The sequence below is a fragment of the Allobosea sp. 05L423 genome (assembly GCF_056397745.1).
This window is the reverse complement of the sequence record NZ_JBFTOA010000019.1, coordinates 21,679-48,296: the sequence shown is the minus strand read 5'-3', so window position 1 is coordinate 48,296 and position 26,618 is coordinate 21,679. Positions and strand designations below refer to the sequence as shown.

At 64.1% G+C, this 26,618-nt stretch carries 24 protein-coding genes and 3 pseudogenes; 12 read left to right on the top strand and 15 right to left on the bottom strand.

Features of this window, described 5'->3' with window-relative positions:
* Positions 1 to 457: 457 nt before the first annotated feature.
* Together AC1DNE_RS25710 and AC1DNE_RS25705 are read left to right on the top strand one after the other, a co-directional pair.
* Positions 458 to 2,155 (top strand): FAD-dependent oxidoreductase, encoded by a 1,698-nt coding sequence (locus AC1DNE_RS25710; protein WP_441473562.1) that lies wholly within the window; start codon positions 458 to 460, stop codon positions 2,153 to 2,155.
* Positions 2,155 to 2,454: pseudogene (locus AC1DNE_RS25705) on the top strand (UBP-type zinc finger domain-containing protein); the annotation flags it as partial. The gene AC1DNE_RS25710 and the pseudogene AC1DNE_RS25705, both read left to right, overlap by 1 nt.
* A gap of 260 nt (positions 2,455 to 2,714) precedes the next feature.
* On the opposite strand, the gene AC1DNE_RS25700 reads toward AC1DNE_RS25705, so the two are convergent.
* Entirely contained in the window at positions 2,715 to 3,647 is a 933-nt protein-coding gene (locus AC1DNE_RS25700) for a helix-turn-helix domain-containing protein (RefSeq protein WP_441473563.1), read from the bottom strand.
* 152 nt (positions 3,648 to 3,799) lie between these two features.
* Between AC1DNE_RS25700 and glcF the strand changes: the two genes are divergently transcribed.
* Genes glcF through AC1DNE_RS25685 form a run of 3 tightly spaced genes read left to right on the top strand, consistent with a single transcriptional unit; the run spans position 3,800 to position 7,934 of the window.
* Positions 3,800 to 5,179, top strand: coding sequence for a glycolate oxidase subunit GlcF (gene glcF / locus AC1DNE_RS25695; RefSeq protein WP_441473564.1), 1,380 nt, complete (start codon positions 3,800 to 3,802; stop codon positions 5,177 to 5,179).
* Positions 5,180 to 5,217: 38 nt separating this feature from the next.
* Entirely contained in the window at positions 5,218 to 6,726 is a 1,509-nt protein-coding gene (locus AC1DNE_RS25690; RefSeq protein ID WP_441473565.1) for an FAD-binding oxidoreductase, read from the top strand.
* A gap of 29 nt (positions 6,727 to 6,755) precedes the next feature.
* On the top strand, positions 6,756 to 7,934 hold the full coding sequence (locus AC1DNE_RS25685; protein WP_441473566.1) for an ABC transporter substrate-binding protein: 1,179 nt from the start codon (positions 6,756 to 6,758) through the stop codon (positions 7,932 to 7,934).
* A gap of 65 nt (positions 7,935 to 7,999) precedes the next feature.
* Here AC1DNE_RS25685 and AC1DNE_RS25680 read toward each other — a convergent pair whose 3' ends face one another.
* Genes AC1DNE_RS25680 through AC1DNE_RS25670 form a run of 3 tightly spaced genes read right to left on the bottom strand, consistent with a single transcriptional unit; the run spans position 8,000 to position 9,818 of the window.
* Positions 8,000 to 8,614, bottom strand: a complete 615-nt coding sequence (locus AC1DNE_RS25680) for an NADPH-dependent F420 reductase (protein WP_441473606.1) — start codon at positions 8,612 to 8,614, stop codon at positions 8,000 to 8,002.
* Positions 8,615 to 8,667: 53 nt separating this feature from the next.
* Complete coding sequence (locus tag AC1DNE_RS25675; RefSeq protein ID WP_441473567.1) at positions 8,668 to 9,099, bottom strand: ester cyclase; 432 nt, start codon at positions 9,097 to 9,099, stop codon at positions 8,668 to 8,670.
* 53 nt (positions 9,100 to 9,152) lie between these two features.
* Positions 9,153 to 9,818: a hydrolase gene (locus AC1DNE_RS25670; protein WP_441473568.1), complete on the bottom strand. Its 666-nt coding sequence runs from the start codon at positions 9,816 to 9,818 to the stop codon at positions 9,153 to 9,155.
* Between the two features lie 116 nt (positions 9,819 to 9,934).
* On the opposite strand from AC1DNE_RS25670, the gene AC1DNE_RS25665 reads away from it, so the two are divergent.
* The gene (locus AC1DNE_RS25665; RefSeq protein ID WP_476766489.1) at positions 9,935 to 10,864 is read left to right on the top strand and encodes a LysR family transcriptional regulator; all 930 of its coding nucleotides are present in this window, start codon (positions 9,935 to 9,937) and stop codon (positions 10,862 to 10,864) included.
* 133 nt (positions 10,865 to 10,997) lie between these two features.
* Here AC1DNE_RS25665 and AC1DNE_RS25660 read toward each other — a convergent pair whose 3' ends face one another.
* Positions 10,998 to 11,513 carry a MarR family winged helix-turn-helix transcriptional regulator gene (locus AC1DNE_RS25660; RefSeq protein ID WP_441473570.1) on the bottom strand — a complete coding sequence of 172 codons (516 nt, stop codon included), beginning with the start codon at positions 11,511 to 11,513 and terminating at the stop codon, positions 10,998 to 11,000.
* A 146-nt stretch (positions 11,514 to 11,659) separates the two neighbouring features.
* Here AC1DNE_RS25660 and AC1DNE_RS25655 point away from each other — a divergent pair, with 146 nt between their 5' ends.
* On the top strand, positions 11,660 to 12,418 hold the full coding sequence (locus AC1DNE_RS25655) for an alpha/beta hydrolase (protein WP_476766488.1): 759 nt from the start codon (positions 11,660 to 11,662) through the stop codon (positions 12,416 to 12,418).
* A 99-nt stretch (positions 12,419 to 12,517) separates the two neighbouring features.
* Here AC1DNE_RS25655 and AC1DNE_RS25650 read toward each other — a convergent pair whose 3' ends face one another.
* On the bottom strand, positions 12,518 to 13,720 hold the full coding sequence (locus AC1DNE_RS25650) for a CynX/NimT family MFS transporter (RefSeq protein WP_441473572.1): 1,203 nt from the start codon (positions 13,718 to 13,720) through the stop codon (positions 12,518 to 12,520).
* The gene (locus tag AC1DNE_RS25645) at positions 13,717 to 14,394 is read right to left on the bottom strand and encodes a FadR/GntR family transcriptional regulator (RefSeq protein WP_441473573.1); all 678 of its coding nucleotides are present in this window, start codon (positions 14,392 to 14,394) and stop codon (positions 13,717 to 13,719) included. Before AC1DNE_RS25645 ends, AC1DNE_RS25650 begins: the two co-directional genes overlap by 4 nt.
* Positions 14,395 to 14,856: 462 nt before the next feature.
* On the opposite strand from AC1DNE_RS25645, the gene AC1DNE_RS25640 reads away from it, so the two are divergent.
* Together AC1DNE_RS25640 and AC1DNE_RS25635 are read left to right on the top strand one after the other, a co-directional pair.
* Complete coding sequence (locus tag AC1DNE_RS25640) at positions 14,857 to 15,462, top strand: peptidase S14 (RefSeq protein ID WP_476841266.1); 606 nt, start codon at positions 14,857 to 14,859, stop codon at positions 15,460 to 15,462.
* A 403-nt stretch (positions 15,463 to 15,865) separates the two neighbouring features.
* Positions 15,866 to 16,075, top strand: coding sequence for a hypothetical protein (locus AC1DNE_RS25635; RefSeq protein ID WP_441473575.1), 210 nt, complete (start codon positions 15,866 to 15,868; stop codon positions 16,073 to 16,075).
* A gap of 836 nt (positions 16,076 to 16,911) precedes the next feature.
* Here AC1DNE_RS25635 and AC1DNE_RS25630 read toward each other — a convergent pair.
* The 5 genes and pseudogenes from AC1DNE_RS25630 to AC1DNE_RS25610 all read right to left on the bottom strand — a co-directional run bounded on the left by AC1DNE_RS25630 (position 16,912) and on the right by AC1DNE_RS25610 (position 21,122).
* A complete protein-coding gene (locus AC1DNE_RS25630) occupies positions 16,912 to 17,118 on the bottom strand; it encodes a hypothetical protein (protein WP_441473576.1) in 207 nt (68 codons plus the stop codon).
* Positions 17,119 to 17,804: 686 nt separating this feature from the next.
* Positions 17,805 to 19,286: a sensor histidine kinase gene (locus AC1DNE_RS25625; protein ID WP_441473577.1), complete on the bottom strand. Its 1,482-nt coding sequence runs from the start codon at positions 19,284 to 19,286 to the stop codon at positions 17,805 to 17,807.
* 668 nt (positions 19,287 to 19,954) lie between these two features.
* Positions 19,955 to 20,107, bottom strand: coding sequence for a LuxR C-terminal-related transcriptional regulator (locus AC1DNE_RS25620; RefSeq protein WP_476766498.1), 153 nt, complete (start codon positions 20,105 to 20,107; stop codon positions 19,955 to 19,957).
* A gap of 47 nt (positions 20,108 to 20,154) precedes the next feature.
* Positions 20,155 to 20,427: pseudogene (locus AC1DNE_RS25615) on the bottom strand (integrase core domain-containing protein); the annotation flags it as partial.
* A gap of 200 nt (positions 20,428 to 20,627) precedes the next feature.
* Positions 20,628 to 21,122, bottom strand: coding sequence for a YciE/YciF ferroxidase family protein (locus tag AC1DNE_RS25610; protein WP_441473578.1), 495 nt, complete (start codon positions 21,120 to 21,122; stop codon positions 20,628 to 20,630).
* Positions 21,123 to 21,300: 178 nt separating this feature from the next.
* Here AC1DNE_RS25610 and AC1DNE_RS25605 point away from each other — a divergent pair.
* Positions 21,301 to 21,417: pseudogene (locus AC1DNE_RS25605) on the top strand (IS3 family transposase); the annotation flags it as partial.
* Between the two features lie 391 nt (positions 21,418 to 21,808).
* On the opposite strand, the gene AC1DNE_RS25600 reads toward AC1DNE_RS25605, so the two are convergent.
* Complete coding sequence (locus AC1DNE_RS25600) at positions 21,809 to 23,122, bottom strand: NRAMP family divalent metal transporter (protein WP_441473579.1); 1,314 nt, start codon at positions 23,120 to 23,122, stop codon at positions 21,809 to 21,811.
* A 159-nt stretch (positions 23,123 to 23,281) separates the two neighbouring features.
* Here AC1DNE_RS25600 and AC1DNE_RS25595 point away from each other — a divergent pair, with 159 nt between their 5' ends.
* Both AC1DNE_RS25595 and AC1DNE_RS25590 read left to right on the top strand, forming a co-directional pair.
* Positions 23,282 to 23,569, top strand: a complete 288-nt coding sequence (locus AC1DNE_RS25595; protein ID WP_441473580.1) for a PepSY domain-containing protein — start codon at positions 23,282 to 23,284, stop codon at positions 23,567 to 23,569.
* A gap of 17 nt (positions 23,570 to 23,586) precedes the next feature.
* Positions 23,587 to 24,123: a hypothetical protein gene (locus AC1DNE_RS25590; protein WP_441473581.1), complete on the top strand. Its 537-nt coding sequence runs from the start codon at positions 23,587 to 23,589 to the stop codon at positions 24,121 to 24,123.
* A 419-nt stretch (positions 24,124 to 24,542) separates the two neighbouring features.
* Here AC1DNE_RS25590 and AC1DNE_RS25585 read toward each other — a convergent pair whose 3' ends face one another.
* Both AC1DNE_RS25585 and AC1DNE_RS25580 read right to left on the bottom strand, forming a co-directional pair.
* Positions 24,543 to 25,211 carry a trimeric intracellular cation channel family protein gene (locus tag AC1DNE_RS25585; protein WP_441473582.1) on the bottom strand — a complete coding sequence of 223 codons (669 nt, stop codon included), beginning with the start codon at positions 25,209 to 25,211 and terminating at the stop codon, positions 24,543 to 24,545.
* 94 nt (positions 25,212 to 25,305) lie between these two features.
* Positions 25,306 to 26,586, bottom strand: a complete 1,281-nt coding sequence (locus AC1DNE_RS25580; protein WP_476766487.1) for a M20 family metallopeptidase — start codon at positions 26,584 to 26,586, stop codon at positions 25,306 to 25,308.
* Positions 26,587 to 26,618: the final 32 nt, after the last annotated feature.

Genomic DNA, 26,618 nt, shown 5'->3' with positions numbered 1-26,618 from the left:
CAAAAGTGGATAGGCGACGGTCGACTCCAAAGCGCCGGAACGAGAACAGTGAAGCTTCGTGGGCGCTCCAAGCCAGTGACCTTCCAAGTATTCGGACCACGACATATCGAACGGACAGCAATCTGCCCGAAATCTGGCGCGCGGAGGTGTTGCCACTTCCGCCGAGCTTCGCCGGCGCGCCGCGAGCAAGGCCGCCCTGAGGCGTGCGGGAAATCGGCGGGCAAAATCGACAGCCGATCCTGCCGCCCGGAATGAGATATCCGAAGCCCAACTCGAAGATTGTGAGGAATACGCCGCGGAAGGGCTGCTGAGTGAGCGGCGCCCCGACGGTTTTCGGCACGACCAATAACCTTATCCGGCTGGCTCGCCTCCTGTGCTTGCATGCGGCCAGATAGATGGCGGCGCGACGATCAACGAACCACTTCAAACCTCTGGTTGACGGGGATACGATCAACCGATGGCTCCGATCGTCAGCTCGACCCTGACCGCACGCCGCGATCAGATGTTTCCGATCCTCGCAGAGACGGATATCGAGCGCATGCGGCGCTTCGGCGAAGAGCGCGACTATGCCGCCGGCGACCTGATCGTCCAGGCCGGCGAGATCTCGCCGGGCCTAGTCGTCATCCTCTCGGGTGAGGTCGACATCACGCAGTCCGGCGTTCTCGGCCAAAGGGAAGCGATCACCACTCACGGCCCCGGACATTTCATCGGCGAGCTGGCGCAACTGTCGAGCAGGCCTTCCCTGGTCAATGCGGAGGCGATCGAGCCGGTGCGGGCGATCATCGTCGCCTCGCCGCGGCTCCGGGACCTGATGGTGCAGGAGGCAAACCTCGGCGAGCGCGTGATGCGCGCCCTGATCCTGCGGCGCGTCGGCCTCCTGGAAAGCGGCGTAAGCGGGCCGATCATCATCGGCCCCTCCGGCAACGGCGACGTCCTGCGGCTGCAGGGGCTCCTCGCCCGAAACGGCATCCCGCACCGCGCGCTCGATTCCGATACAGACCCTTGCGCCAAAACCCTGATCGGGCGCTTCCAGATCGATCCGCACCACCTGCCGATCGTCCTGTGCCCGAGCGGCAAGTTGTTGCACAATCCCGGAGATAGCGAGGTCGCGCGCTGCGTCGGCCTGCTGCGGCCCGTCGACGGCGATAAGATCTATGATGTGGCGATCGTTGGCGCCGGTCCGGCGGGGCTGGCTGCGGCGGTCTATGCGGCATCGGAGGGGCTTTCGACGATCGTGCTCGATTGCCGGGCCTTCGGCGGGCAGGCCGGGGCCTCCTCGCGCATCGAGAACTATCTCGGCTTCCCGACCGGCATTTCGGGAATGGCGCTGATGGCGAGAGCCTATAATCAGGCGCAGAAGTTCGGCGTCGACATGGCAATCCCCGACGAAGTAAAGCTGCTTGCCGCCGCCGACGACGGATCCGATGCCCGCTACGCGCTGGCCGTCGGCGACGGCGAGACCGTGCGGACGCGCACGGTCGTGATCGCCAGCGGTGCACGCTATCGTCGCCTTGATCTCGCGAACCTCGCGGAATTCGAGGGGACATCGGTGCATTACTGGGCCTCCCCGATCGAGGCGCGGCTGTGCCAGGATCAGGAGGTGGCGCTGGTCGGCGCCGGCAATTCGGCCGGCCAGGCGGCAGTCTACCTGGCCACGCAGGTGAAGAAGGTCACGCTGCTGGCGCGACGCGACAGTCTCGATGCGACGATGTCACGTTATCTGGTCGAGCGCATCAAGGCCCAGCCGAACATCGAGGTGCTGACCGAAACCGAGATCACGGCGCTGGAAGGCAACGACGGCAAGCTCGAACAGGTCCGCTGGTGTAACCGTTCGACCGATGCCGAAACCCGGCGTCCCATCCGGCACGTCTTCCTGTTCATCGGTGCCGACCCCAATACGGACTGGCTTGCGAATTGCGACATCGCGCTCGACGGCAAGGGCTTCGTGCGCACCGGGCCGGATCTCGCGCCGAACCGTGGCTTGTTGGAAACCAACCACAGCGGGGTCTTTGCGATCGGCGATGTTCGCCGCGGCTCGGTCAAGCGTGTCGCCGCCGCCGTCGGCGAAGGTGCTCAGGTGGTGGCGGCGCTGCATGCCTGCCTGGCTGAGAATAGCGACCACGCCGCCACCTCCGAACCGGCGAGGAGACCGTGATGGACGAATGCCGGCACACCAGGGGCATCCGCGACGTCACGCCGAGCGCGCTCGGCTGCGAGGAATGCCTGAAGACCGGATCGCCGTGGGTGCATCTTCGGCTTGGCCGGACCTGCGGCCATGTCGGCTGCTGCGACGATTCACCCAATCGCCACGCCACTAGGCATTTTCATGCGACCGGCCATCCGATCATCGAGGGCTACGACCCGCCGGAAGGCTGGGGATGGTGCTATGTCGACGAGGTATTCATCGATCTCGGCGACCGCACGACGCCGCAGAACGGACCGATCCCACGCTTCGTCGAATTTGACCGGCAGGTACGAAGCGGAGCACCTCATTTGCTCTTACCGCCCCGTTCAAACGAGACATGGCATTTCCTCAAACCAAGGGGGCGAGCCCCCCGTAAATCGCCAAGGGGCGGCCGCCATTGCCCTATCGTTGGTGGGTTCAGCGGTGTGGTGTACACTGAGCACCTGCTCGGATCCTGATTGCAGACATTCGCCGATCCCGCTCCCACGTACGGAGGAAGCCAGCGATCTGTGGTTCGGATTTGAATTGCCTAAGTGTCGCATCTACCCCGATGCTGGCGCGGGGCGGCACCGAACCGATTGCGAAAGGCCCGGTTGAATACCGACAGGTCGCCGAACCCGACTGAGTAGGCGATGGAGGCGATGCTCTCGCCGGTGCGGCGGGGATCGAGCAGTGCGCGCCGGCTCTCCTCCAGCCGCGTGGCCAAGAGCCAGCGGCCGAAGCTCTGACCGGTTGCGGCGAAGCGCGCATGCAACGTACGCAGCGAGATGTTGAAATGCGCCGCGACGGTGCCTGGCGAGAGCGTCTCGTCGCCGAGGCGCCCGCGACAGAAAGCGAGGATCGCCTCATGGAGGTTGTCTCGGCTGTGGCCGGCGGCGTCGCTGGAAAGCCCAATTAGATTGCACAGATTGTCGGTAAGCAGGCTCGCCGACATGTCGTCGAGGACCTCGCCGTGCCGGGCCAGTTCCAGGATGTGCTGCCGCGCGAGCGAGATGAACCGGGATGCGAGCGGAATTCGGTGCGGGCGGCCGCGCACAAGCCAGGGCGCCTTGAGCAAAAGCGTCCGACGCGGCAGCACGGCAACGACGCGCCGAACTTCCTCCGAGAATGACAAGCGAAATGGCCGCGCGCCGTCTACAAGTCCGATCTCGCCGGGCTGGAGCAGCAGCCGCTCGTCGCCCTGAGAGAGCCGGCATTCGCCACATTCCTGCAGGCTGACCAGAACGCTGTCATCGCCTTGGGCAACATGGCGCGGGGTGCGCACGACGTCGTGCCGCGAGGAGCGGAAGCTCGCGATCCTGACATCGCCGAAACTGCGCCCGACGAGGGAACCGTGGAATGCCTCCTGCGGGTCGGGCGCTTCGGTCGAAACGCCGAGCACAGCGCGGCACACGGTTTCGCGCCAGTAGTCGAAACCGGAATCGGGCTCCAGGCCTTCTGTGCGCCAGACGATGGTCCCCATGCCCCTCTCCACCCCGCAGCCGACAGAACATCCCGAGGCGCGGCCAGCTTTTCATAAGAATGGTTTGCACTCAAAGCCGGATTTTTCTGCACGCAGCGCCGAGACCTCGCGCGGCCTGGGTCCCTAGCTTTCCAGTCGGAGGGCAGACGGGAATGCAGACGAATTTCAGCGCCGACCAGTTGCGCGATCCAGCGATCCGGGAAGCCGCCGACATCCTCGGCACCTGCGTGCATTACGGCTTCTGCACCAATACCTGCCCGACCTATGTGCTCAGCCGCGACGAAAACGAATCCCCGCGCGGCCGCATCGACCTGATCCGCGAGATGCTGGAGAGCACGGCGCCGCCGAAGGCGCAGACCGTCGCGCATCTCGACAGCTGCCTCTCCTGCCTGTCCTGCATGACGACCTGCGCGGCGAAGGTCGATTACGCGCATCTGATCGACCGGGCCCGGATCCATGTCGAGCGCCATCATCGCCGGCCCGCCGCCGATCGCGCCCTGCGAGCCCTGCTCGCCTTCGTCCTGCCGCGCCCGCGATTGTTCCGTGCGGCGCTGGGGTTCGGTCGTCTCGGGCGATCGATGCAGCGGATGCTGCCGCAGCAGCTCCGGCCCCTGCTCGCGATGATCCCGGAGCGCACGCAGGCCGAGATCCTGACGCCGCAGGTCTTCCCCGCGCAGGGCGAAAGGCGCGCGCGCGTGGCGCTGCTCGCCGGCTGCGCCCAGCAGGCTCTCGACGGCAACATCAACGCCGCGACGATCCGCTTGCTGACCCGGCATGGCTGCGAGGTCGTCGTCGCCGCCGGAGCCGGCTGCTGCGGTTCGCTGACGCTGCATATGGGCCGCGAGGCGCAGGCCGCTAAGGCCGCTGCCGCCAATGTCCGGGCCTGGATGCGCGAGCGCCGCGGCGAGGGGCTCGACGCGGTGATCGTCAACGCTTCCGGTTGCGGCACCACGGTCAAGAATTACGGCCATCTCCTCGCCGGGGCCGAACGCGCGGCCGAAGCGAAGGAGATTGCCGGCATCGCGCGCGACGTCACCGAATTCATCGCCGGTATCGGGCTGCTGCCGCCGGCGGCCGAGCGTCCCCGCCTGCGTATCGCCTATCACGACGCCTGCTCGATGCAGCACGGCCAGCGCGTAACGCGGCCGCCGCGGGACCTGCTGCGCGCCGCCGGGTTCGAGGTCGCGGACGTGCCGGAGAAGCATTTCTGCTGTGGCTCCGCCGGAACCTACAACCTGCTCCAGCCCGCCACGGCCGAAATCTTGGGCCGGCGAAAGGCGGGTCATATCGATAGCACCGCGCCGGACGTCGTGGCGGCCGGTAATATCGGCTGCCTCACGCAGCTCAGGCGCTATGTCGCGGCGCCGATGGCGCACACCGCCGAGCTTCTGGACTGGGCGACGGGCGGTCCTCTGCCGCCGGCCGTGGCCGGTGCGGCGCTAACGAGCCGGCCCGCCCCGGAGCGGGAGGAGGCGCCGGCCAATCTCGTGTCGACCGCCCCACCGGCGAGCGACGATGCGGGCTTCTGGTGAGACGAATGCAGGAACGGATGGCAGAAGGGAGAGCCGGCATGGCGGAAGCATTCTTCAACGAGGTCGCGGCAGCGATCGGGGCCGAATGGATCAACCGCAGCGAGGAGACGCTACGCCGCTACGGAGAGAACACGATGCCGGGTGGCGATCGGCGCCCGCTCGGCGTGGTCTATCCCGGCAGCACGGCCGAATTGCAGGCGATCGTGAAGGCGGCGAACCGCCATGGCGTCGCGCTCTACCCGGTCAGCACCGGCAACAACATCGGCCTCGGCAGCCGCTCCGCGGTGCATGCGGGCCAGGTCGTCGTCGACCTCGGACGCAGGATGAACCGCATCCTCGACATTGACGAAACGCTGGCCTTCGCCGTGGTCGAGCCGGGCGTCAGCTATCAGGCGATGTATGACGAGCTCGTCCGGCGCGGCGACAAGCTCATGGTCGACGTCACCTCAGGTCCGCCCCAGGGCGGCATGCTCGGCAATGCGCTCGACAAGGGCGCCGGCTACGGCCCCTACTTCGACCATTTCGGCTTCTCCTGCGGCATGGAGATCGTGCTCGGCAATGGCGAGGTGCTGCGCACCGGCGACGGTGCCTTGCAAGGCTCCGAACTGCCGAACTGGCATGTCAGCAAATACAGCTTCGGCCCGATCCTCGACGGTCTGTTCGCCCAGTCGAATTTCGGCATCGTCACCCGCATGGGCATCTGGCTGCTGCCACGTCCACCGGCGATCCGCAGCTTCCACTTCACCTATCCGGACGAGGACGATCTTGCCGAGATCGTCGACATCTGCCGCGCGCTCAAGCTCTCGAACTTCGTGCCGACATTGCTGCGCGTCGCCAACGACACCTATCTGTGCGGCTCCGAGCATCCGAGCCCGGATTATCGCCCGGGCAGCCGCGCCTCGATCTCCGATGAGGCCCGACGCGCGTTGCGGGAGAAGGACGGGCTCGGCGCCTGGACGGTCTCGGGCGCCTTCTACGGCCCCAGCATGGCCGCGCTCGAACCGCAGATCGAGCGCGTGCGCGCCGCCTTCGGCGAGTCAGGCAAGGCGACCTACATCCCGCATGAGGAGGCATCGTCCTTCCACGCCCTACGAGTAGCCATGGACGCCTGCTCGGGCGTTCCCGGCGTCGGCGAGCTCGGCTTGCTGAAATGGCGCCCTGGCGGCGGCAATCTCTGGTTCCTGCCGGGCACGCCGATGGTCGGCAGCGTCGCCAATGACTGCCAGCGCATGGCGCGCCGCATCTATGCCGAGCACGGCATGGACTACATGATCATGAACGTCTGCAGCGCCCGCTTTGCGCGCGGGCTGCACGTCATCGCCTTCGATCGCGAGAACCCCGACGAGAACGCCCGTGCCAATGCCTGCTACGAGGCGCTGGCGCGTGCCTATGCCGAGCGGGGCATCTTCGTCGGCCGCGCGCCGCTCGATTATCACGCGCTGCATATGGGCCAGGCCATGCCGGCCTTTCGCGAGAGCTGCACGGCAATCAAGGCCACGCTCGATCCGGCCGGCGTCATCGCGCCCGGACGCTACGGCATCGGCTGATTTCGAACGAAGCAATGAGGGGAAGCAGCATGCACAGGACCACAAGGATTGCTCCGACGGCGCTTGCGCTGCTCGCAGCACTATCAGCCCCAGCCTCGGCCGAGCCGGTCAAATCAGTGAAAATCGGCCTGGTCAGCACCCTGACCGGCCCGCCCGCCGTACTCGGCCAGCACACCCGCGACGGCTTCCAGCTCGCGATCAAGCAGCTCGGCGGCAAGATCGGCGGCATTCCGGCAGAAGTCGTGGTTGTCGATGACGAACTGAAGCCCGAGATCGGCATCCAGCGCGTGGAATACCTGATCGAGCGCGAAAAGGTCGACGCCATCGTCGGCATTGTCTTCTCCAACATCCTGATGGCGACGGCCCGGCGCATGGTCGACAGCAAGACCGTCTTCATCGGCACCAATGCCGGCCCCTCGCCGCTGGCCGGCCGGAACTGCAGCCCGTATCTCTTCTCGGCCGCGTATCAGAACGACCAGAACGCTGAGGCGATGGGGCGCCACGCCACCAGCAGGGGCTACCGCAAGATCGTGGTCGTCGCCCCCAACTACCAGGCTGGCAAGGACGTCGTCGCAGGCTTCAAACGGGAATACAAAGGCGAGATCGTCGACGAGATCTTTGTGCCGCTGGCGCAGCCAGATTTTTCCAGCGACCTCGCCAAGGTCGTGTCGTCGGGCGCAGATGCCGCCTTCGTCTTCATGCCCGGCGGCCTCGGCGTCACCTTCGTCAAGCAGTGGAGGCAAGCGGGCGTCGCGCTGCCGATGCTGTCTGCCCACACCATCGACGAGACCAACCTACCCGCGCTGCAGGAAGCGGCGGTCGGAACTTCGGGCGTGACCAACTGGTCACCTGCGCTGGATGTGCCGGCAAGCCGCGCCTTCGTCGAGGCCTTCAGGGCCGAGTACAAATACACGCCCGCCAACTATGCAGCGCACGCCTACGATGCCGCGATGTGGCTGAACGCTGCGGTAACCGCATCGAGAGGCGAGATCGCCGACCGGGCGAAGCTGATCGACGCCCTGCGCAAGACAAAATTCGAATCCGTGCGCGGGCGCTTCGAGATCGGCACAAACCAGTTCCCGATCCAGGATTATTACCTCGTCGCGGTGACGAAGCGCGATGACGGCAGCTACGCCACCGAGATCGATCGCAAGATTGTCGAGGGCCTCCCCGACGCCTATGGCAAGGATTGTAAGATGCCGTTCTGACAGACTCCGTTGTGCACCGGCCCGGATCGGCACCACGTGCTCGGTGACGGCACTCGTCCTGGCTCTCACCCGACCTTGATGAGGTTCTGGTTCGGCAGAGGACCGCCGGGGAACTGCGCGAGCTTGCCGCCGACCGCGAGCGAACCGAGGTCGATTCCGGCGAACCCGAGGCGCTCGATCAGGGCAGCAACCTCGGATTTAGCTGCGGCGTCGTTGCCGGAGTAGAACAGCACGCGCCGCCCGCCATCCGAGCGGGGATCGGTGGCCAGCAGCTCCGCGCGAAGATGGTTGAAAGCCTTCACGACGCGGGCTTCCGGAACGAGATCGGCAACGACCTCGCTCGATGCACGGCCATCAAGGTCCACAGGCTTGAACAGCGGCGCTTCGATCGCATTGTTGGCGTCGATGACGATCCGCCCGTTCCAGGCAGGAAGTCTCGCCAGCGCGGCCGGAAGTTTTGTCCAGTTCACGGCAACGAAGACGATGTCGGCGCGCGCGGCTTCCTCGCGGCTGACCGCCGTGATGGATGGTCCGAGCTCGCGGACCAGATCTACGAGAGAATCCGGACCGCGGCTGTTCGAGATGCCGGCCTCGATACCTGCGCGTGCCAGCGTCCGGGCGAAGGCCGTGCCGATGGCGCCCGAGCCGATGATGCCAATGGTCATGTGATGTTCCTTCAGGGTCGGCGCCGGCGGCAGTCAGCGTGCCGGCGCGCTTGATGTCACGATCGGTGTCAGACGGCTGGTGCAGCTCCGAGTTGCTGCATCAGCGAGAAGAGGTTGGCGACGCCCCAGTGCTCCGCGATCTTCCCTTCACGGACGCGCATGACGTCGACGGTCTCGAACTGGATTTTTCGGCCCGTCGGCTTGATCCCGAAGAGCTCTCCCCGATGCGTGCCGTGATAGGTCTTGTAGGTCGTCACACGGTCGCCATCGGCGAGCTGCCAATGGATCTCGGCGTGGAAATCGGGAAAGGCGGTGCGAAGCACCTTGTACAATTCCCTCGCACCGGCCTTGTCCGGGGTGCGACCCGGCTGCGGCGTGTGGTCGAGGAAATCGTCGGCGAACAATTCCTCGAACACCGCGAAATTGCCTCCGCCCTGTACTTCTTCGGTATTGCGGCGAACGACCGCCTTGGCGGCTTCGCTTGGGTTGCTGCTGGTCATGACACGCTCCGATGAGTTGAGAGGTCTGGGCTACGGTTGCTCGCGAGGGCGGCTCACGCCTTGCCGCCGGCCGCCTGCCCCAGCAGTTGCAGTTCCCAGGCGAGCGCGATGCCGGTGCCGCCGCCATGCTCTATGAAGATCTCCCCGCCCTTCCCGGCCGTCTCTTCGCGAGCCCAGTCGCGCTGCAGCTCGCCGGCGACCGCCATCCAGGTGATCGGAACGACGCCCGCCATCACCATGCGGCGCACCGCCATGTCGTGCGCTTCTGCGCTCACGCCGCCCGACGCATCGGTGACCGCATAGACCTCGTAGCCTTCGCCCGCCGCCTGGATGGCCGGCATGGCCAGGCAGATCTCGGACCAGAGCGCCGCGATGATGAGCTTCTTGCGTCCCGTCTTCTTCACCGCATCGACGACGCGGGCATCCTCCCAGGTGTTGATGAAGGTGCGGTCGATCGGCTTCTGATCGGGGAAGACATCCTGCAGGCCCTTGATCAGCTTGCCGCCGCGGTCCTCGAGGACGGTGGTCAGGATCGTCGGCACGCCGAAGAGCTTGGCCGTCTTGGCCAACGCGATGACGTTGTTCACGATCATTGTGGGTTCGTGGCTGTGCAGATTGGCGAACTGGAAGGGCTGGTGGTCGATCAGCACCAGCACCGACTCTTCAGGGGTCAGCAGGGCGTTGAGGCCGTTCTTCGGGGCGGTGGACTGGGTAGCCATGGGCGTTTCTCCGATTGGTTCTGCGTTGTCCGCCCCACAGCAATCGCCCGTTTATTCGGCTATGATTAGTCGGTAATGGCTGATAATTCTTACAAGTATTGCTTGAAGGAAGGCGCTTGGAGACACTGGCCAACCTCGAATCCTTCACACGCAGCGCCGAAGCCAGCAGCTTCTCGGTCGCGGCGCGGAGGCTCTCCCTGACGCCGGCGGCGGTCAGCCGCAACGTCGCGACGCTCGAACGCAATCTCGGTGTCCGGCTGTTTCACCGCAGCACGCGAAAGCTGACGCTGACCGACGCAGGGGAGCGTTTCCTGCTGGAGATCAGGGACAACCTCGAAGGGCTCCAGCAGGCCATTGCGAGCGTGGCGACGAATAGCGGAGAACCGGCCGGCGTGCTCAAGGTCAGCATGGGCCTCAATTTCGGGGCCGACTACATTCTGCCGATGCTGCCCGCGTTCCTGGCCCGCTATCCCGGCATCCGGCCCGATTGGCAGTTCACGACGCGGCAGACCGACCTGATCGCCGAGGGTTTCGATGCCGCGATCGGCGGCGGCATCGAATGGGGGCCCGGCGTCGTCTCGCGCACGCTCGCACCGCTGCATCTGATCGCGGTCGCGTCGCCCGCATACATGAAGAAGCACAGGCCGCCGACCGATCCCACACAGCTTTCCGCGTTCGATGGGATCGCGTGGCGCTCATCAAGGACGGGCCGGATCCGGGAACGCATCATGCGCGACGTCGAAGGCACCGCGATTCCGGTCAAGCTCAAGGAGACCATTGTCCTTGACGACCCCGAAGCGACCTGTCGCGCGGCGCTGCTCGGGCTCGGCGTGACACTGAACGCCGTGTGCCATGTGCTGCCGCATCTGGAGAGCGGCGCGCTCGTCCGCCTGCTGCCGCAGTGGTACATCGACGAAGGGCCGATCTCGATCTACTACGCAAGCCGCACCCTGCTCCCATCAAAGACCCGTGTCTTTGTCGATTTCGTCGCTGACGCGTTTCGGCGCCAGCGGCTCGCCGAGAAATTTGCCGGCAGTCTTGGCTAGCCATAGATATGCCTCAAGGAGCACATGATCCGAGCTTCTAGCGGCGTCATCATAGGCCTCGTACCAATGTCGAGACCATTGAAGACACCGTCATAACCAACAATGGCGGACTTCCATCGCGGCCAACCCGGTTTCACTCAGTAGCGTCGGCTTTTGTGGGGTCGTCCGGGCTCACGGCGTTCCGCATGCCCCGTCTCAGCGCCTGGACAAGCTGGTTGAGTTCGATCATCTGAGGCACTTCGAAACCGGAATGGCGCAATAGCGCGTCGGTGAGGCAGCCGGTTTGGGGATGGAGCTCCCTACCCTTCTCGGTAAGATGCACCTCGACCAGGCGCTCGTCCGTGGTACTGCGCCGGCGACTAAGAAATCCTGCCGCCTCCAGTCGCTTGACGGCGGGCGTGATCGTGCTCGGCTCCAGCGCGAGCCGTTCAGCGATGGCCCCGATCGTCAGCCCGTCCTTTTCCCAAAGCGTGCTTAGGGCGAGATACTGCGTATAGGTCACGCCGAGCCCGTCGAGCATCGGCTTGTAGACCCGCTGGATCGCCAGCGAGGCCGAATAGATTGAGAAACAGAGCTGGCCGTCGAGCGGCAAGGTCGGCCCCGCAGGCGCAGGCGCAGGCGCGGCGGAAGGCTTCTGGGCGTCGGTCATGTTGAACTCCGGAATCGGCTGGCGGGTCGATGTCGAGAAAAACGATATCGCGATAAAGAAAGCGCTTTACAAGCTCCGAGGGGGTGAGTATGAAGTACTTATCGCGATAATAATTGCCGCGAACATGTTAACCCAAGGAGCCCGCCATGACCAAGTCCATCCTCGCCGCTGCCGCCCTTGCCCTCTCCACCACCGTCTCGCTGACCTCCGCCCAAGCCGCCCCCGCCGTCAAGAACGTCGTCCTCGTCCATGGCGGCTTCGTCGACGGCTCGGGTTGGCAGGGTGTCTACAACGCCCTCAGGGCCAAGGGCTACCACGTCACCATCATCCAGAATCCGACCACCTCGCTCTCCGACGACGTCGCCTTCACCAAGCGCGCCATTGCGCAGCAGGACGGCCCGGTCGTGCTCGTCGGCCATTCCTATGGCGGCGTCGTGGTCAGCGAGGCCGGCACCGATCCTAAGGTGAAGTCGGTGGTCTACATCGCCGCCTTCGCGCCGGATGCCGGTGAATCGGTGATGTCGCTGATCGCCAACCCGCCTGCAGGCGCGCCCGTCCCGCCGATCCTGCCGCCAGTCGAGGGCTTCCTAGCGCTTGACAAGACCAAGTTCGCAGCTGCCTTCGCTGCCGATGTCGACGCGAAGACCGCCACCTTCATGGCCGACTCGCAGGTGCCCTGGGGCGTCGCGGCTGCCGGCGGCACCGTCACCAGCCCGGCCTGGAAGACAAAGCCGAGCTATTATCTCGTCGCCACCGACGACCACATGATTCCGCCCCCCGCCCAGCGCCAGATGGCCAAGCGCGCCGGTGCGACCGTAGCCGAGACCAAGGGCAGCCATGCCGTTTACGTCTCCAAGCCCAAGGTCGTCGCGGAATTCATCGAACAGGCCGCTCGCCAGAAGTGAACGGCGCGGCCGGCAAGCTCGCACCGCCGCATCGATCAGACAGGCCGGGTTCGATCAGAGCCCGGCTCTGGCACGAACGCTCCCATCAAAGCCGCGCCATTACGGTTCGACATGAACGGCCCGGCCGGCAAACCAGCCATTGACTGCGGTGCCCACCCCCAGAAGCACGAAGAGCACCGCGCTCCAGGCGAAGCTGCCGGTCCAGCTATGGATCAGGCCGACGACGAGCGGGCCGATGGCGGCCAGCAGATAACCGACGCATTGCGCCATGCTGGAAAGCTGGGCCGCGACATGCGCGTCGTGAGCGCGCAGGACGATCACCGTCAGTGCCACGGCGATCAGGCCGCCCTGCCCGATGCCTTGCAGCACCGCCCAGAACCAGATCGACCAGAGCGGCGCGAACAGGAGACCGAGGAGAGCCACGACGGCCAATCCGCTGAGCGCGACGTTGATGGCCCGCTGGTCCCGGCCGCGCACGGCGATATGCGGCGCGATCAGGCAGGCAGCTGCCTGCATCATCACCGACACGGAGACGATCGCCCCGGCTGTGAAGCCTTCCAGGCCGCGTTCGCGCAGGATCGGCACCAGCCAGCCGAAGACGCAATAGGCTAGCGCCGACTGCAGCCCCATGAACAAGGTGACGTGCCAGGCCAGCCTGTTCCGCCACAAGCCCTGCACGTTCGGCCGAGCCCCCGTGACCTGGAAGCGGCTCGAAAGCACCTGGGGCAGCCAGAGCAGGCCCGCCACCAAGGCAAGAAGCGCCCAGACCGCGAGCGCCCCGCCCAGCGACAACTGGAGCGACTGTTTGAGGGGCAAGGTCAGGCCGGCAGCACCGGCCGCCCCCGCACAGAGCGCCATCGTGTACCAGCCCGTCATCAGCGCCGCTCGATCGGGGAAGTCCCGCTTCACGACACCCGGAAGCAGCACGTTGCCGATGGCGATGCATGCTCCGGCAAGGGCCGTGCCCAGGAAAAGCAGCGGAATCGATCCAAAGCCGCGCAGTGCTGTGCCGCAAGCGAGCAGTAGCACGGCCACGAGCAGGGTCCGCTCCGTGCCGATCCAGCGCGACAGGCGCGGCGCCAAGGGCGAGAACAACCCGAGACAGACCACGGGAAGCGTCGTCAGGACGCTGGCTCCCAGCGAGGAAAGGCCCAGCGTGCTGCTGATCTCCGGCAGCAAGGTCGAAGCGCTGGAGAACACTGGCCGCAGATTGAACGCGATGAGCACCAGGCTCGCGCCGAGGAGAAATCGCGAAAGCGCGGTCGAGGTCGTGCCCGAGGCAATGGCGGCTGGCTGGCTCATGACAGCAGCGCCTTGTCGAGTGCAGCCAGAACGGGCGCCATGAAGCGACGCACGGCCGCGTCAGCTCGGTCGGGATCGCCGGCTTCGATGGCGTCCACGATTGCGCGATGCGCCGCCATGTCCGGCTCGGGCAGATCGTCTTCCAGCGTCGCCGCGATCGTTTCCGCGATCAGCCGCGAGGAGAAATCGTACAGTCCCGTCAGCACGCTGTTGCGGGATGCCGCGATCACCGCCCGGTGGAAGGCGAAGTCGCGGGCGACGAAAGCGGCCTTCTCACCACCGGCATACTCTCCGCGTTCCGCCAGGAGCGTACGAAGCCGCTCCACATCGACAGGGGAACAGCGCAATGCCGCCAGGCGCGCCGCCTCGACATCGAGCGCCAGCCGCGCCTCGAACTGCTCTCGAAGACCGGCTCGCTTCGCCGTGGCGAGCGACAGGCTCGTTCCGGTCGTCGACAGCACATAGGTGCCGGAACCCTGCCGGGTTTCGAGGATGCCCTGCGACGCGAGGACCCGCACGGCCTCGCGCACGGTGCCGCGGCTGACCGCAAGCGCGGTCGACAAGGCCGCCTCGTTCGGCAATTTCTCACCGATTTCCCATCGCCGAGCGAGGATTTCGCCACGGATCGCTTCGACGGCCGTTTCGGCCAGGCTCGGCCTGCTCAGCGCACGCATGCAAATTCACCAAATCATTAGATGACTTGGCGAATACCGCATCGTGCCTGCTACGTCAAAACTGGGCGGCTCGACGCAGCGCGAGTGCGAAGCCTGCTCCGGGAGACCCCACCGGCAATCGCGGGATAGCCCGACTACATTCGCGATGTGGGCGTTTTCGAAGCGGGTCGTGATGGCTGTTCGGGCGTATCGATCAGTGGCTCGGCTTTGACGCCGCAATCGGCTTGAATCCAGCGTCGAACGTTTTCCCGAACCAGCCGCTGCTCGCTAGGTTCCCCCGCTTGGGCTGCTCGGCGCGATCGATGCTGGGCAGCGGGATGGATGTGGCTCGCACTGTCGAGGGCCGCATCTCATCGAGAGCTAAGGACCGACCGCGAGACATCTCACGCGCGGTCCGCCGTTCAGGAACCGCCATATCGCCCGTGAGTTTTGCCGCCAGACCCACCCGACTGATGGATGCCCATGAACCTGCCCTCGCCCGCCGACGGCGCCCAGCCCGATCTTTTTCGCGCCTTGCAAGCCAGCGATTTCCTGAACCCGCCGATTCTGCTGGCAGGGGTTGTCGATAATATGATGTACGCCTTCTTCCGGGACCGCCCCATGACGGCTCCTCTGGAGGGCGTCGTCGTCATCGAGCTCAGCACCCTGGGAGGCGATCCCGAAGTGGCGCGGATGATGGGCGAGGACGTTCGGTTTCACAGCGAGCAGGAACCGGGCCGGCGCTTCGTCTTCCTCGGCAAGACCGCCATTTACTCCGCCGGCGCGACCTTCATGAGCTTCTTCGCTCGCCCGAACCGCTATCTGACGCGCGGTACGCGGCTCATGATCCACGAGCGCAAGCTCCAGGCCAATGTCATCCTCGATGGCCCCTTGACCATGTGCATCGCCAATCTGAAAGCCAAGCTGAACGAGATCGAGCATTCGATCCAGATCCAGAACGAGGGGTTCCAGAATCTTATCGCCGGCTCGGCGGTGACCATGGAGCAGGTGCTGAGGCTGGCGCCGGAAAATTGGTACATAGAAGCCAATGAGGCCCATAATCTCGGGCTTATCGAAGGCGTGATATAGCTCTGTCTGCCTTGACCGGCAGGCTGACTGGCAAAGCGTGCTGCCGGCGGCAACCAAGACGCAGCGCTGCTGTTCGCTTCGCTGCAGACGCCACCTCCGGCTTCATGAAACACGTCATCACGGTGTCCACAAAACCGGCAGCAGGACAGATGGCGAAAAACCTTGACCCAACTCCCTTTGAGCTGCGCAGATGTTAATTGGCGATGCATTTGAAACGGCAAACCCCGCCATGGGGTGGCGGGGTTCACTTGGGCCTCCAGCCCATTGCTCGACCTGAGATCGAGCACTTCTCTGAAATCCGGCCTGGAAACCCGACCTAGCGACATTAGTTCCGAAATGGAAAGCCTAGCCCCCGCCGAAGCGGGATCGGGCCTGATGGACAATACGCTGAGAGAGTCAAGTGATGTCCGAAAAGCCAACCATTGAGAACCCGGTGATTCAGCCGACAATGATCCAGTTGAGCAGCGACGTGCGCGGCGATGCCGCAGTGAAATTTGAGACGGCGGGCGATTCCGACGTGCTGCTCGTCCTTCCCATGACTGCGCTCGCCCAGCTTGAGGCGATGCTAGCCCGCGCCAGCCTGGAGCAGGCGAAACACCAGCCGAATCAGTGAAATGCAACTCCCTATAAAATTGACCGGCAGGCAAGCGCTGCTACGGTAGACCCCTCAAACGGCCTCGTGGCGGCCATCGCCCCGCGCGCGCCTAGCGAACTCGATGCTCGCAGCCTGCGAGATAGCGACAAATACTGAGCTCAAGCTCTGCCCTCTCGCGCCCTCTGGGAGAGTCTTCAGCCTCGCATTCTAGGAACCGCAAGCGCTCAAGAGCCTCGCGGAACTGTTCGGGAGTTTCGATAAGTTCTGCGGTCGGGAATGTGCGGCTTTTTGTCAGGTACGGCATCGTCATCCTCCAGCGAGGACTCGGCATTTGGCGGTCCGGCGAGCTTACGACTGCCCCAGGCCAAGAACTGGTTCTCGTTAAAGAAGTTCCAGCTTGCGACACGTTCGGCACTTCGAAAGCTAACCTCGGCTGATCCTGCTACCTGCACATGGCGAACTAGTCAGCGCCTCCACGAGGTCCCATGAACGCTAACTTTGACCGCGCCATCACAGCGCAGGGCGATGCGGTCAGAGTGGGGCCAGAACGTTGCGCTACCGCCGCAGATCAGCAAGGCTGGTCTGCGGGAGGGCTTGTTATGCGTGCGCCCAATACCTCAGAGGCCTCAATGGCCCGCATTCACGGCGTTTTGATCCGGACGGCTATCGTGGTTGCTCTAGCCGCGGTTGTGGTGCTGCCCCTGGCCCTTCGTTGAGAGCTATCTGCCGTCCGCGGCACACGAAAAAAGGCCCGCCCGCCGAAGCCAGCGGGCCTAAATCATTTGGCGGATGGTCGTCGGTATCGTTCGGCCGCGGGGCGTCCTTGTCTTCCGCGATGCAAGAGGCATAATGGTTCAGCGCGTCGCCCGCCGCGTCTCCCGCACGACCGTTGGCGCTGTAACAGCACCTGCTGCTCCGCCGACAACCGCGCCAACCGGGCCGCCCACTGCGGCGCCCGTGCCGGCTCCGACCGCGGCTCCGCCGACGCGCTGCTCGGTCGTGCTACAGGCTGTCGTGGCGATCGCGACTGCGAAGAGCAGAGCTAAAGTCAGTGCATTCATGGCGTATCCTCCTTGGGCCATGAACACACGCCGAGGGGCGCAGTTCCTCAAATGACAGATGGCCCGATCGCCTTCGGAGATCGGGCCGATCATCGTTGTCGCACGCAGGGGAACGGTCGCTTCCAAATTCGTTGGTCCCGGCCGATCGGCCGCCGCTGGCACATCCGCGGCGTGCTCCTGATCGGCGGTATAAGAAGGGAACCGGGCGGCTGGGGGGCTGCACCGGCTCCCTTCGATGGTCATCTTAGCAGAGTAACCATCGTCACTATCGCGGCTGACGGAGCGGTAGTGGCGCAGCGAGAACGTTCAGACCGTTGTTTGGTTCCGCTCCGTGCGCCTGTTACACATCAGCTTATTGTCGGTATCGATCGAGGGCCTTTTCCTTCAGGTCTACCTCATCTTCTGCGGCCGTGAACAAGGCCGCCACTAGGTAGGCCAACCTGGTCCTCTCCTTCTCAGCAATCGCATTGGGAATGGCCGATCTGACATCGTTCTACGCGGCATCCAAAGCCGCCTGTGCCCGAGCGAGGTCAATGGGTCATTCCACGAGGAGAATGGCATCGCTCCTTCCTTCGCCAGGATTCTGCGGTAAAAAATCTAGCTCGCTGGCGGGTCGCTTCAAGAGCCTTTGCATAACGAAAAAGGCCCCGCCAGCGGGAGCGACGGCTGGCATCGGCGCCCGAGTGTCAAGAGCCGGCTTCACTGGCTCCCCCGTCGAGCGAGTGGAGGGGCGCGTCGAGCGTGAAGATCAACCCAGCGGGCAGATAGACGCTGGCGGTGCCGGTCCGCACGGCCGGGAAGGAGCGTTCGATAAGCCGGGTGCCGAACCCCTTGCGCGATGGCGGTGTCACGGGCGGACCGCCGCTCTCCTGCCAGCGCAGCCGGAACTGCTTGACGCCCTCCATATCATCCACGCCCCAGTTGAGCGTGACGATGCCGGTCTGATTGGAGAGCGCGCCGTACTTCACGGCGTTCGTCGTCAGCTCGTGCAGGATCAGCGTCAGCGCGAGAGCGGCTTTCGGCCCGAGCACAACTTCGCCTCCCTGGATCCGGAAGCGCGCCGCATCGCCCTGAAGCGCTATGACGCTCCGCGCAATGTCGGCCACCCTCGCATCGGCGCGCCGGCCACCGACCAGGAGATCATGGGCGCGCGCAAGCGCCGCCAGGCGGGCGCCGAAGATCTCGCGCGCCGCTTCGAGCGAGTGCGCATCACGGAAGGTCTGGGAAGCCAGCGCCTGGATCATGGCCAGGGTATTCTTAACGCGATGCGCCAGCTCCTGCATGAGCAGGCGCTGCTCGGCCTCCGCCTCCTTGCGCTGGGTGACGTCGAGATGCGCTCCGACGAGACGTATCGCCTTGTCGTCTGCATCGCGCTCGATCTGCGCGGTCGCCGAGATCCAGCGCACCGCCCCATCGGAAGGCCGGATGATGCGATACTCCGCCTGATATTCGGTGTCTGTCCCTTGCACCGCCGCGCGGAAATGGCTTTCGACCGCCTGCCGTTCCTCGGGATGGATGCGCCGGACCCAATCTTCATGCGTTTCCTGGGCCGCCTCGGGCGGCAGGCCATGGATCAGCAGATATTCCGGCGAGCGGCGGTTGCGGAAGCCCGAGCGCAGATCCACCTCGAGCCCACCCACACGGCCGATTTTCTGGACCTGCGCCAGTTCCTGCTCGCGCCGCCGCAGCGCCTGCTCTGCGTGCACGCGCTCCGTCGTCTCGGTGACGAGCGCAAGCACGCCCGCGACCTTGCCTGTCTCATCCAGCACAGGGCTGTAATCGACGTTCAGCCACACTTCTTCGGCCGCGCCGGTCCTGTAGAATACAAAGGGCAGGTCGCGATAGGAGGACGATTGCCCGGCGAAAACCTCCGCCATCACTGCCCGGTTGAATGCCTCGACCTCGGGCCAGGCTTCGAAGACGCTCATCCCGAGCGTGGCCGGGTGCCTGGCACCGGCAATGACCGAATAGGCGTCATTGTAGAACATCAGCCCCCGCTCTCCCCAGAGCAGCGTTATCGCCGATGGCGACAGCAGGATCAGTTGCAGGGCATCGCGCAGATGAGGCGGCCAGCCGGATGGCGCCCCGAGCTCGGTTTCCTGGCCTGTCCAGCGCCGCAGCATTGCCACGATCTCGCCCTGTCCGACCGGCCAGGCTCGCTGCTCCATGGTCGTATCCCCCAACCGACCAGAAATGCGACGTCGCAAACCCTATCCGGCCCGCAGCCGGTTGTGGCGGACATTCCAAGCCGCCACAAGCGGCCTTCGAGCCCTCTCCAGAACGAGTAACAGGCACGACGGTTCCCGAGCGTGTCAAAAGACATTCCGGCCTGTCGATCTAGGGACCTCCGCGGCAAAAGCACTGGCGGCGACGGGCATCGAGGAGGTCGCTCGCTCGGCGCTGAGCAAGATCTGCGTCTGGTAGTCCCGGGCGAGCTCGGTTCGCTCGCGCCGGCCACACAACAGGTCATCGCGCGTAAACGTCTGCTTCCGGGCGATCATACAATGTCTGGAGTTGGCGCATTCACGCGGAAGCTAGCGAGCAGATTTCCCGGAACTTGCTCACATTAGTAAGGTTTTAAGGTCGGCCTACTGAGAGTCGTTCGCAATCCGGGGGACTATCTGTGTATGCACACTTCGCAGAAGGACGCTCTGCAGGGCCGGAATATGTCCGCACCGTCCCTGATGGATCACGACAGCCGCGTCTGATCGAGCTCCAGATGAAGATAGCCAATACGGCAATACGGGACGGGCACCTGAACCGGCCATCATTTCCAAACTAGGTCGCTATTCCGGTAGGGTGCGTATTGAGATCGACCTCACTCGGAGCTTCAGGCCTATAAATGGCCTGCCGAGGCAGCCAGCAGCGCAGCTTCCGATAGAGTCTCAGCGCCCAGCCGCTCCATGACATGTGCGCGGTGATTTTCCACTGTGCGGGGGCTAATGCCAAGCCGTCGTGCGATTTCCTTGTTCGTCTCGCCCGCGACCAGGCCAAGCAGGAACTGATCCGCCCCCGCCGAGAGGTCCGGCTTGATCGTTAGTGCACGGTTGGCCTCGGCGCTAGCGCGGGCGGCGTAGCCGGTCTGGTTTGCGCAGCCGCCCGCGCGGTCATGGCTGGGATGAAGACCTCTGGCGCGCGAGGCTTGTAGCCGAGCGAGCCGTGTGGGCGCAGCGTGTTGAAGTGGCGCCGCCAGCTTTCGACGACGGTCTTCGCCTCCGCGAGTGAGTAGAAGATCTCGCCGTCGAGGAGTTCGTCGCGCAACCGGGCATTGAACGACTCGATGAAGCCGTTCTCCCAGGGACTCGATGGCCCTTCTCGTCGGCTCGGCCATGTGAGTGACCGTGTCGCCGTCATCGAGCGCCCACTGCGCTCCCAAACGGCGAATTTCGAGCGCTGCTGTCATCTCCCGATCCTGGCGAGGTCCGCCCTGATTTCAGGGCGGACGATGATGTGAGGGGGATCGCTTGGCGTCGCCGGGGGAAAAGCCGCCGAGAGGCCGCGGGCGCGGCTCAAGCCGCTTTCTTGTTCGCCGCCGAGACGCCGATCTTCGAGAGAAGCTGATCCGTCTTGGTTTCCTCGCTTAGCGTCTGGTCGAGCAACGTCACTGCGTCCTTCAGTCCCAATTGAGCGGCCCAGGCTTTGAGCGTGCCATAGCGGGCGATCTCGTAATGCTCGACCGCTTGCGCTGCGGCAACCAGACCTGCGTCGAGGGCTGGGCTACCCTCGAACTCCTCGATGATGCTCTTGCCCTCGTCGATGATACCTAGGATGGCGTCGCAGGTCTTGCCGCGCGGGGCCTTGCCCAGGATTTCGAAGATTTCAGCGAGCCGCTCGACGTGGGTTTCGGTTTCGTCGCGGTGGGTCTCGAAGGCCTTCTTGACCTCGGAGGACGTCGCCGCGCGCGCCATCTTGGGCAACGCCTTCAGGATCTGCTTTTCGGCATAGAAAATGTCCCTAAGGGTATCGAGGAACAGATCGTCGAGCTTCTTGGGTTCGGTCGCCATTGGAGCCTCCTTAAGTGGGTGAGACTCTCTCAACAGAAGGAGGATGCGTAGGTTCCTCCATCGACACGAAGTCAAAACCGGAACGATCCTCTCGAAGAATTGCTCGCCAGCATTCTGATCCACCCCCGTTGAATTGGTCCACCCTGAAGTATGTCTTTTGGCAGACAGGAGGACCGAGATGCCGAAGAAGCGCCACAAGCCCGAAGAGATCGTCGCGAAGCTACGCCAGGTCGATGTGTTGGTCTCGCAGGGGCAATCCGTTGCCGACGCGATCCGCTCGATTGGCGTGACGGAGGTTTAGCCCTGGTGGGCGAGGCGATAGCGCCTACTGAGATCGGACGGATCAGGAGGCGTTTTGGCGGGGGCGTTTCGGTTCCCGCGGATCGAGCTCTTGCGGGCGGGCGACGCTACTAAAATCTGACTTCGCCGTACCTTTTTTTTTGGGAGGAAGACATGCCGTTTTCGACCCTGAGCGACTCGGCCGATCCGCTCGTGCCTATGCGGCGCTGGACGCGATTTGGAAAGAAATTAGAGATGCGCGTCCGGAAGAACAGCGGGATGCTGAGGGAACCAAGATTGCTTACCTGGTCGGAGCATTCGCTCCAATGGCCTTGGATTAAGAGGATCTGAAGCGAAACGTCCTGCTGCACTACCGACAATCGCGAACTGCATGATCGCGACCAACGTCAGTGAAAGACAGCCATCGATGCGGCGGCGGCAGCCATCACCAACGTGGCGCCCCACCCTAGGACGCGCACGAAACCGTTGGTGACGAAGCGTCCCATGCTGTCGCGTTGCGAGCCAACCCACATCATAGCTGCCATCACCGGAACGGCGACGTAGCCATTTACGACAGCGCTCCAGAACAGCGCCTTCATCGGATCGAAGGGGGTGAAGTCGAGACCAACGCCGAGGACAGTCGCGACCGCGATGACCGAATAAAACCCTACCGCTTCCCACGGCTTGTTTTCGAGACCGCATTTCCACCCTTGGGCCTCACCCAGCGCGTAAGCAGCCGATCCCGCGAGCACCGGGAGCGAGAGCAAGCCAGTTCCGATGATGCCGAGGCTGAACAGTTCGAAGGCAAAATCGCCCGCGACGGGGCGTAGCGCCTCGGCGGCATCCGATGCGCTTCCGATTTCGGTCTTGCCGCTGGCATGGAGCGTCGCCGCGGTACTGATGATGATCGCAATCGCGACCAGGTTGGAGACGGCCATTCCGACGAAGGTGTCCAGCCGGATCCGCTGCAGTTGCCGATCTGCTTGCTCCGGCGCCTTACGCAACGGTTCGTCTTCGTCCTTTCGCTCGATCTCCTCAACCTCCTGGCTGCTTTGCCAGAAAAGGAGATAGGGGCTGATGGTAGTGCCGAAGATCGCGACGATCATCGTGACCGTGTCTCCGGAGAGCGTCAGCTTTGGCGCGACGAAGCCGGAACCGACTGCGGCCCAGTCGATCTTCACGACGAAGACCACCGCGACATAGGCCAGCAGTACCAACGTCAGCCATTTGAGATAGTTGGCGTAGGTTTCATAGGAGATGAAGAGCTGCAGGGTCAGCGAAACGCCTGCCAGAGCGACGGTGTAGAGCAAGCTGGGCCCGCCGATTGCCAGCGAGCCGGCTGCGCCCATTGCTGCCAGGTTGGCGCCGATGTTGATGGTGTTGGCAATGAACAGCAGCCCGACTAAGCCGAGCAATGCCCACTTTGGCAGCACGTTCTTGAGATTCCGAGCCAGGCCGGAGCCGGTTACCCGGCCGATCTGGGCGCTGACAAGTTGTACCGCCGACATCAGGGGATAGGTCAGCGCCATAGACCAAAGCATGTTGTAGCCGAACTGGGCGCCGGCTTGCGAATAAGTCGCGATGCCGGACGGATCGTCGTCTGCGGCGCCAGTGATCAGCCCGGGGCCGAGCTGCTTAAAGACTGCGGCGCCGCGCCATCCTCTCCATGTGATCGGCCTCGGCGTCGGGGGCGAAGAAGTCAGGTCGGAGATATTTGACATTGCGACATTCCCGGAGGGCGCGGGAACAACGGCCCGCCGGGATCTTCGTTCCGCCGTAGGCTGACGACGGGAACAGAATCATCGTGCAAGCGGTTCGAGAGGCATTCCAGCGGCACATGCCGCGTCAAGTTAAGGGCCTCTCCGATGAGAAAACACCTGATGGTGCTCAGCGTCCTGGCGGCGATTACGTCGTTCGGCGCGCACGCTCAAACGTCGACCACCTCCCCCATGCCGGCGCCGAAGGCGGATGCCGACAGGAATGCGCCGCTCCCGGGCGCCAACAGCTTCACCGAAGGCCAGGCCAAGAGCCGCCTCGAGGCGAACGGCTACACGAACATCGGCGAGCTCAAGAAGGACAACAATGGCGTCTGGAAGGGCACTGCGACACACAGTGGCGCGACGGTCACCGTCTCTGTCGACTATCGCGGCAACATTACCCGTAACTGATCCGAGGAGCGACTATCATGACCCAGACCCTGACCCGTTCCTACGAAAGCTACGAGACCGCTCGCTCGGTTGTCGAAGCCCTTGAAGCCGGGGGCGTGAGTTCCGCGGACATCAGCGTAGTTGGCCGCCATGCCGAGGCCGATGACAGCAACGCGGGCGAAGGAGCTGGCATCGGTGCTGCCTTGGGTGGCGCGGCTGGCCTCTTAGCCGGCATCGGGCTGCTGGCCATTCCCGGCATAGGTCCCGTCGTCGCGGCCGGGTGGCTGGCGTCCACAGCCGCAGGTGCGGCCGCCGGCGGCGTCGCAGGGGGCATCGTTGGCGCCCTGACCAGCGCCGGCCATAGCGAGGAAGATGCAAACTACTACGCCGAAACCGTTCGCCGCGGCGGCACCGTGGTTTCGGTTCGCGTCGCCGACGACCAGGTGCCGGCCGTCGAGGCCATTCTCGACGGTGCCACGCCCATCAATCGCGATCAGCGCCTTGCCGAGTATCGTGCCGGCGGGTGGAACCGATTCGACGAAGCAGCGGATCCCTATCGCCACCCCGTGATCTGATTTTGGATTGATATCCTGACTTCGAGCAGGTCGGCTGGGTATCTGCCGGCCTGCTCCACCGTTCCGAGAGATTTTGCAACCGCGTGCGCCAGCGATGGCGGCGCCTCTGAATTCCATTGTGTTACGCATCCGCCGATGTCCTCGATGTCATCGAGGTTGAACCGGACGGCGCGCGGCTTGTTCGCGTCATGGGCTGAAAAGCACGATCTTCTCGCGCCCGACGTCGTTGCGTTAATCGGAAGCCGAAGGGAAGGTTCACGGGTCACGTCTGAAGTGAGCCCGGCTCCGCACAAGCGGACCGGGCCACATTTTCAGACCAATCATGGAGGCAACTCGCGGAAGTACCTATAGTGGCGGCCCGGTTGTGGGCGGGCAACTACCTGAAAATGGGAAGATGATTGTGCACTAAATTGGGGTGTTCATCGCCGTCGATCGTCGTCCGAATTATCTCTTTCGGCGCGCCGCTGCGCGGAGAGATGCGCGATCGGAAGATGCCAACCACGCGTGATCGCCATGAAGCGAAGGCCGAAGCACACGGCGGCTCCAGCCAGCGCTGAAACGCCATAGGAAAGGCCGAGCACATGGCCGGTAACAACGAAAGTCGCGGCGGTCAGCGCTGCGACGGCGTATAAATCGGAACGCAATACCTGTGGAATCTCCGCAAGCAGAACATCGCGCGTCATGCCGCCGCCGATTCCGGTCAGCATGCCCAGAAGCGCTGACATCACCGGGTTTAGTCCGAACACAAGCGCCTTCTGTGCACCGACCACCGCGAAAAACGAAAGGCCCACCGCGTCGAACAGGAGGACGGGGCTACGCAGCTTATCGACGCCGGCATACCAGAAGAAGGTGATGAGCCCGGCCAGGACTGAGACCAGCAGATACCGCCAATCCGTCAGAGCGGCAGGCGGGATGGCGCCGATGAGGACGTCACGAGTGATGCCGCCAAAATTGCCGGTAACGAACGATAGGACGAGGATACCGAAGATGTCGAGGCGGCGATTGACTGCGGCAACCGCCCCGCTGATCGCGAAAACGAAGGTGCCGCCCAGGTCGAGAATTCGCACAAAGGTTTCGATGGCGATCATGACGAATCCGCCCGCGAAATCCTAGCGCATCCGGACGAAAGGACCGAACAGCATTCAAATGAGACTGATCTCCGACGCAATCGGTTAGAGCAGTTCATTTTGTGTTCGCGCCCAGCCAAGCGAGCGCTCCGACGACCAGCGCCTCGACGCCCGTTTCCAGCGTGGGATGCAGAACCGGCGCGAATTGCGGGCTGTGATTGACTGGCAGTTCGTTCAACCTGCCGGCCGCTTTAGCCTCGGCATAGACCTTGGGATCGTTGCCACCCACGAACCAGAATACCGAAGGCGCCTGCCATGCGGTGCCGAAACAACCAAAATCCTCGCTCGCAGGGGCGGGACCAGTATGCTTCACCCGATCGGGCGAAAAATAGCCGCGAAACGCTGCGGCGATGCGGTTGCTGGCGGTTTCGTCGTTGACGTTCAAAGGGTAGCGATCGAGCGGCGTGATCTCCGGTTTGCGCGGCGCGCCGGAGGCTTCGGCCTCAGCATTGACGATCCGCTCGATGGCGGCGAGCACATGCTTGCGCACGCCTTCGTCGAATGTGCGCACATTGAGCTTGATGACGGCGTCGTCAGGGATGACGTTTTCCTTGGTGCCAGCCTGTAGCACGCCCACAGTGACGACTGCCGCGTCGTTTGCGGCAACCTCGCGGGACACGATAGTCTGGAGCCGCAGGACCACGGATGCCGCCATGACGACGGGATCGATGCTGGCCTGCGGCATCGACCCGTGCGCGCCGCGCCCGAACAGGCGGATTTGCAGGCTGTCCGCAGCGGACGTGATCGGTCCAGCGCTTCCGGCAACGCTGCCGGCGGGGCCGACCATGACATGCTGGCCAAGTACGACATCGGGCGTTGGGAAACGTTGAAGCAGACCGTCATCGATCATCGCCTGAGCGCCTTGCGCGGTTTCCTCGCCCGGCTGGAAGACGGCCATCAAGGTGCCCTTCCAGGCATCGCGCTTCTGCGACAGCAACGTCGCCGCGCCAACGAGCCAGGCGACGTGCACGTCATGGCCGCACATATGGCCCACTGGGACGGTGCTGCCTTCGGCGTCCTTCCCTGTGACCTTGCTGGCATAGTCCAGGCCAGTGTTCTCGGCGATCGGCAACGCGTCCATGTCGGCGCGCAGCATGACCGTCGGCCCCTCGCCGTTGCGAAGCAATCCGACCACGCCCGTCTTTCCCACGCCAGTTGTCACCTCGAAACCGGCTTTCCTGAGCTTGTTCGCGGCGAGACTCGCCGTTCGCGTCTCCTGCATCGACAGTTCGGGGTGTGCGTGGACGTCCTTATAGAGCGCCTCGAGATCGGGCATCAGCTTGTTCAGATCCGTCAAGACAACGGATGCGGTTTCGGAAGAGGCGTGCTCAGCCATGATGATCTCCTTGCTGTGCTTTCCCTCGGCAG

Excerpts from the sequence above, each read along its gene's own strand:
- AC1DNE_RS25640 (WP_476841266.1), top strand. The coding sequence starts at position 14,857 with ATGAACCTGCCCTCGCCCGCCGACGGCGCCCAGCCCGATCTTTTTCGC.
- AC1DNE_RS25625 (WP_441473577.1), bottom strand. The coding sequence starts at position 19,286 with ATGGAGCAGCGAGCCTGGCCGGTCGGACAGGGCGAGATCGTGGCAATG.
- AC1DNE_RS25685 (WP_441473566.1), top strand. The coding sequence starts at position 6,756 with ATGCACAGGACCACAAGGATTGCTCCGACGGCGCTTGCGCTGCTCGCA.
- AC1DNE_RS25635 (WP_441473575.1), top strand. The coding sequence starts at position 15,866 with ATGTCCGAAAAGCCAACCATTGAGAACCCGGTGATTCAGCCGACAATG.
- AC1DNE_RS25650 (WP_441473572.1), bottom strand. The coding sequence starts at position 13,720 with ATGAGCCAGCCAGCCGCCATTGCCTCGGGCACGACCTCGACCGCGCTT.
- AC1DNE_RS25675 (WP_441473567.1), bottom strand. The coding sequence starts at position 9,099 with ATGACCAGCAGCAACCCAAGCGAAGCCGCCAAGGCGGTCGTTCGCCGC.
- AC1DNE_RS25660 (WP_441473570.1), bottom strand. The coding sequence starts at position 11,513 with ATGACCGACGCCCAGAAGCCTTCCGCCGCGCCTGCGCCTGCGCCTGCG.
- AC1DNE_RS25630 (WP_441473576.1), bottom strand. The coding sequence starts at position 17,118 with ATGAATGCACTGACTTTAGCTCTGCTCTTCGCAGTCGCGATCGCCACG.
- AC1DNE_RS25595 (WP_441473580.1), top strand. The coding sequence starts at position 23,282 with ATGGTGCTCAGCGTCCTGGCGGCGATTACGTCGTTCGGCGCGCACGCT.
- AC1DNE_RS25710 (WP_441473562.1), top strand. The coding sequence starts at position 458 with ATGGCTCCGATCGTCAGCTCGACCCTGACCGCACGCCGCGATCAGATG.
- glcF (WP_441473564.1), top strand. The coding sequence starts at position 3,800 with ATGCAGACGAATTTCAGCGCCGACCAGTTGCGCGATCCAGCGATCCGG.
- AC1DNE_RS25645 (WP_441473573.1), bottom strand. The coding sequence starts at position 14,394 with ATGCGTGCGCTGAGCAGGCCGAGCCTGGCCGAAACGGCCGTCGAAGCG.
- AC1DNE_RS25580 (WP_476766487.1), bottom strand. The coding sequence starts at position 26,586 with ATGGCTGAGCACGCCTCTTCCGAAACCGCATCCGTTGTCTTGACGGAT.
- AC1DNE_RS25670 (WP_441473568.1), bottom strand. The coding sequence starts at position 9,818 with ATGGCTACCCAGTCCACCGCCCCGAAGAACGGCCTCAACGCCCTGCTG.
- AC1DNE_RS25655 (WP_476766488.1), top strand. The coding sequence starts at position 11,660 with ATGACCAAGTCCATCCTCGCCGCTGCCGCCCTTGCCCTCTCCACCACC.
- AC1DNE_RS25585 (WP_441473582.1), bottom strand. The coding sequence starts at position 25,211 with ATGATCGCCATCGAAACCTTTGTGCGAATTCTCGACCTGGGCGGCACC.
- AC1DNE_RS25610 (WP_441473578.1), bottom strand. The coding sequence starts at position 21,122 with ATGGCGACCGAACCCAAGAAGCTCGACGATCTGTTCCTCGATACCCTT.
- AC1DNE_RS25690 (WP_441473565.1), top strand. The coding sequence starts at position 5,218 with ATGGCGGAAGCATTCTTCAACGAGGTCGCGGCAGCGATCGGGGCCGAA.
- AC1DNE_RS25700 (WP_441473563.1), bottom strand. The coding sequence starts at position 3,647 with ATGGGGACCATCGTCTGGCGCACAGAAGGCCTGGAGCCCGATTCCGGT.
- AC1DNE_RS25600 (WP_441473579.1), bottom strand. The coding sequence starts at position 23,122 with ATGTCAAATATCTCCGACCTGACTTCTTCGCCCCCGACGCCGAGGCCG.
- AC1DNE_RS25590 (WP_441473581.1), top strand. The coding sequence starts at position 23,587 with ATGACCCAGACCCTGACCCGTTCCTACGAAAGCTACGAGACCGCTCGC.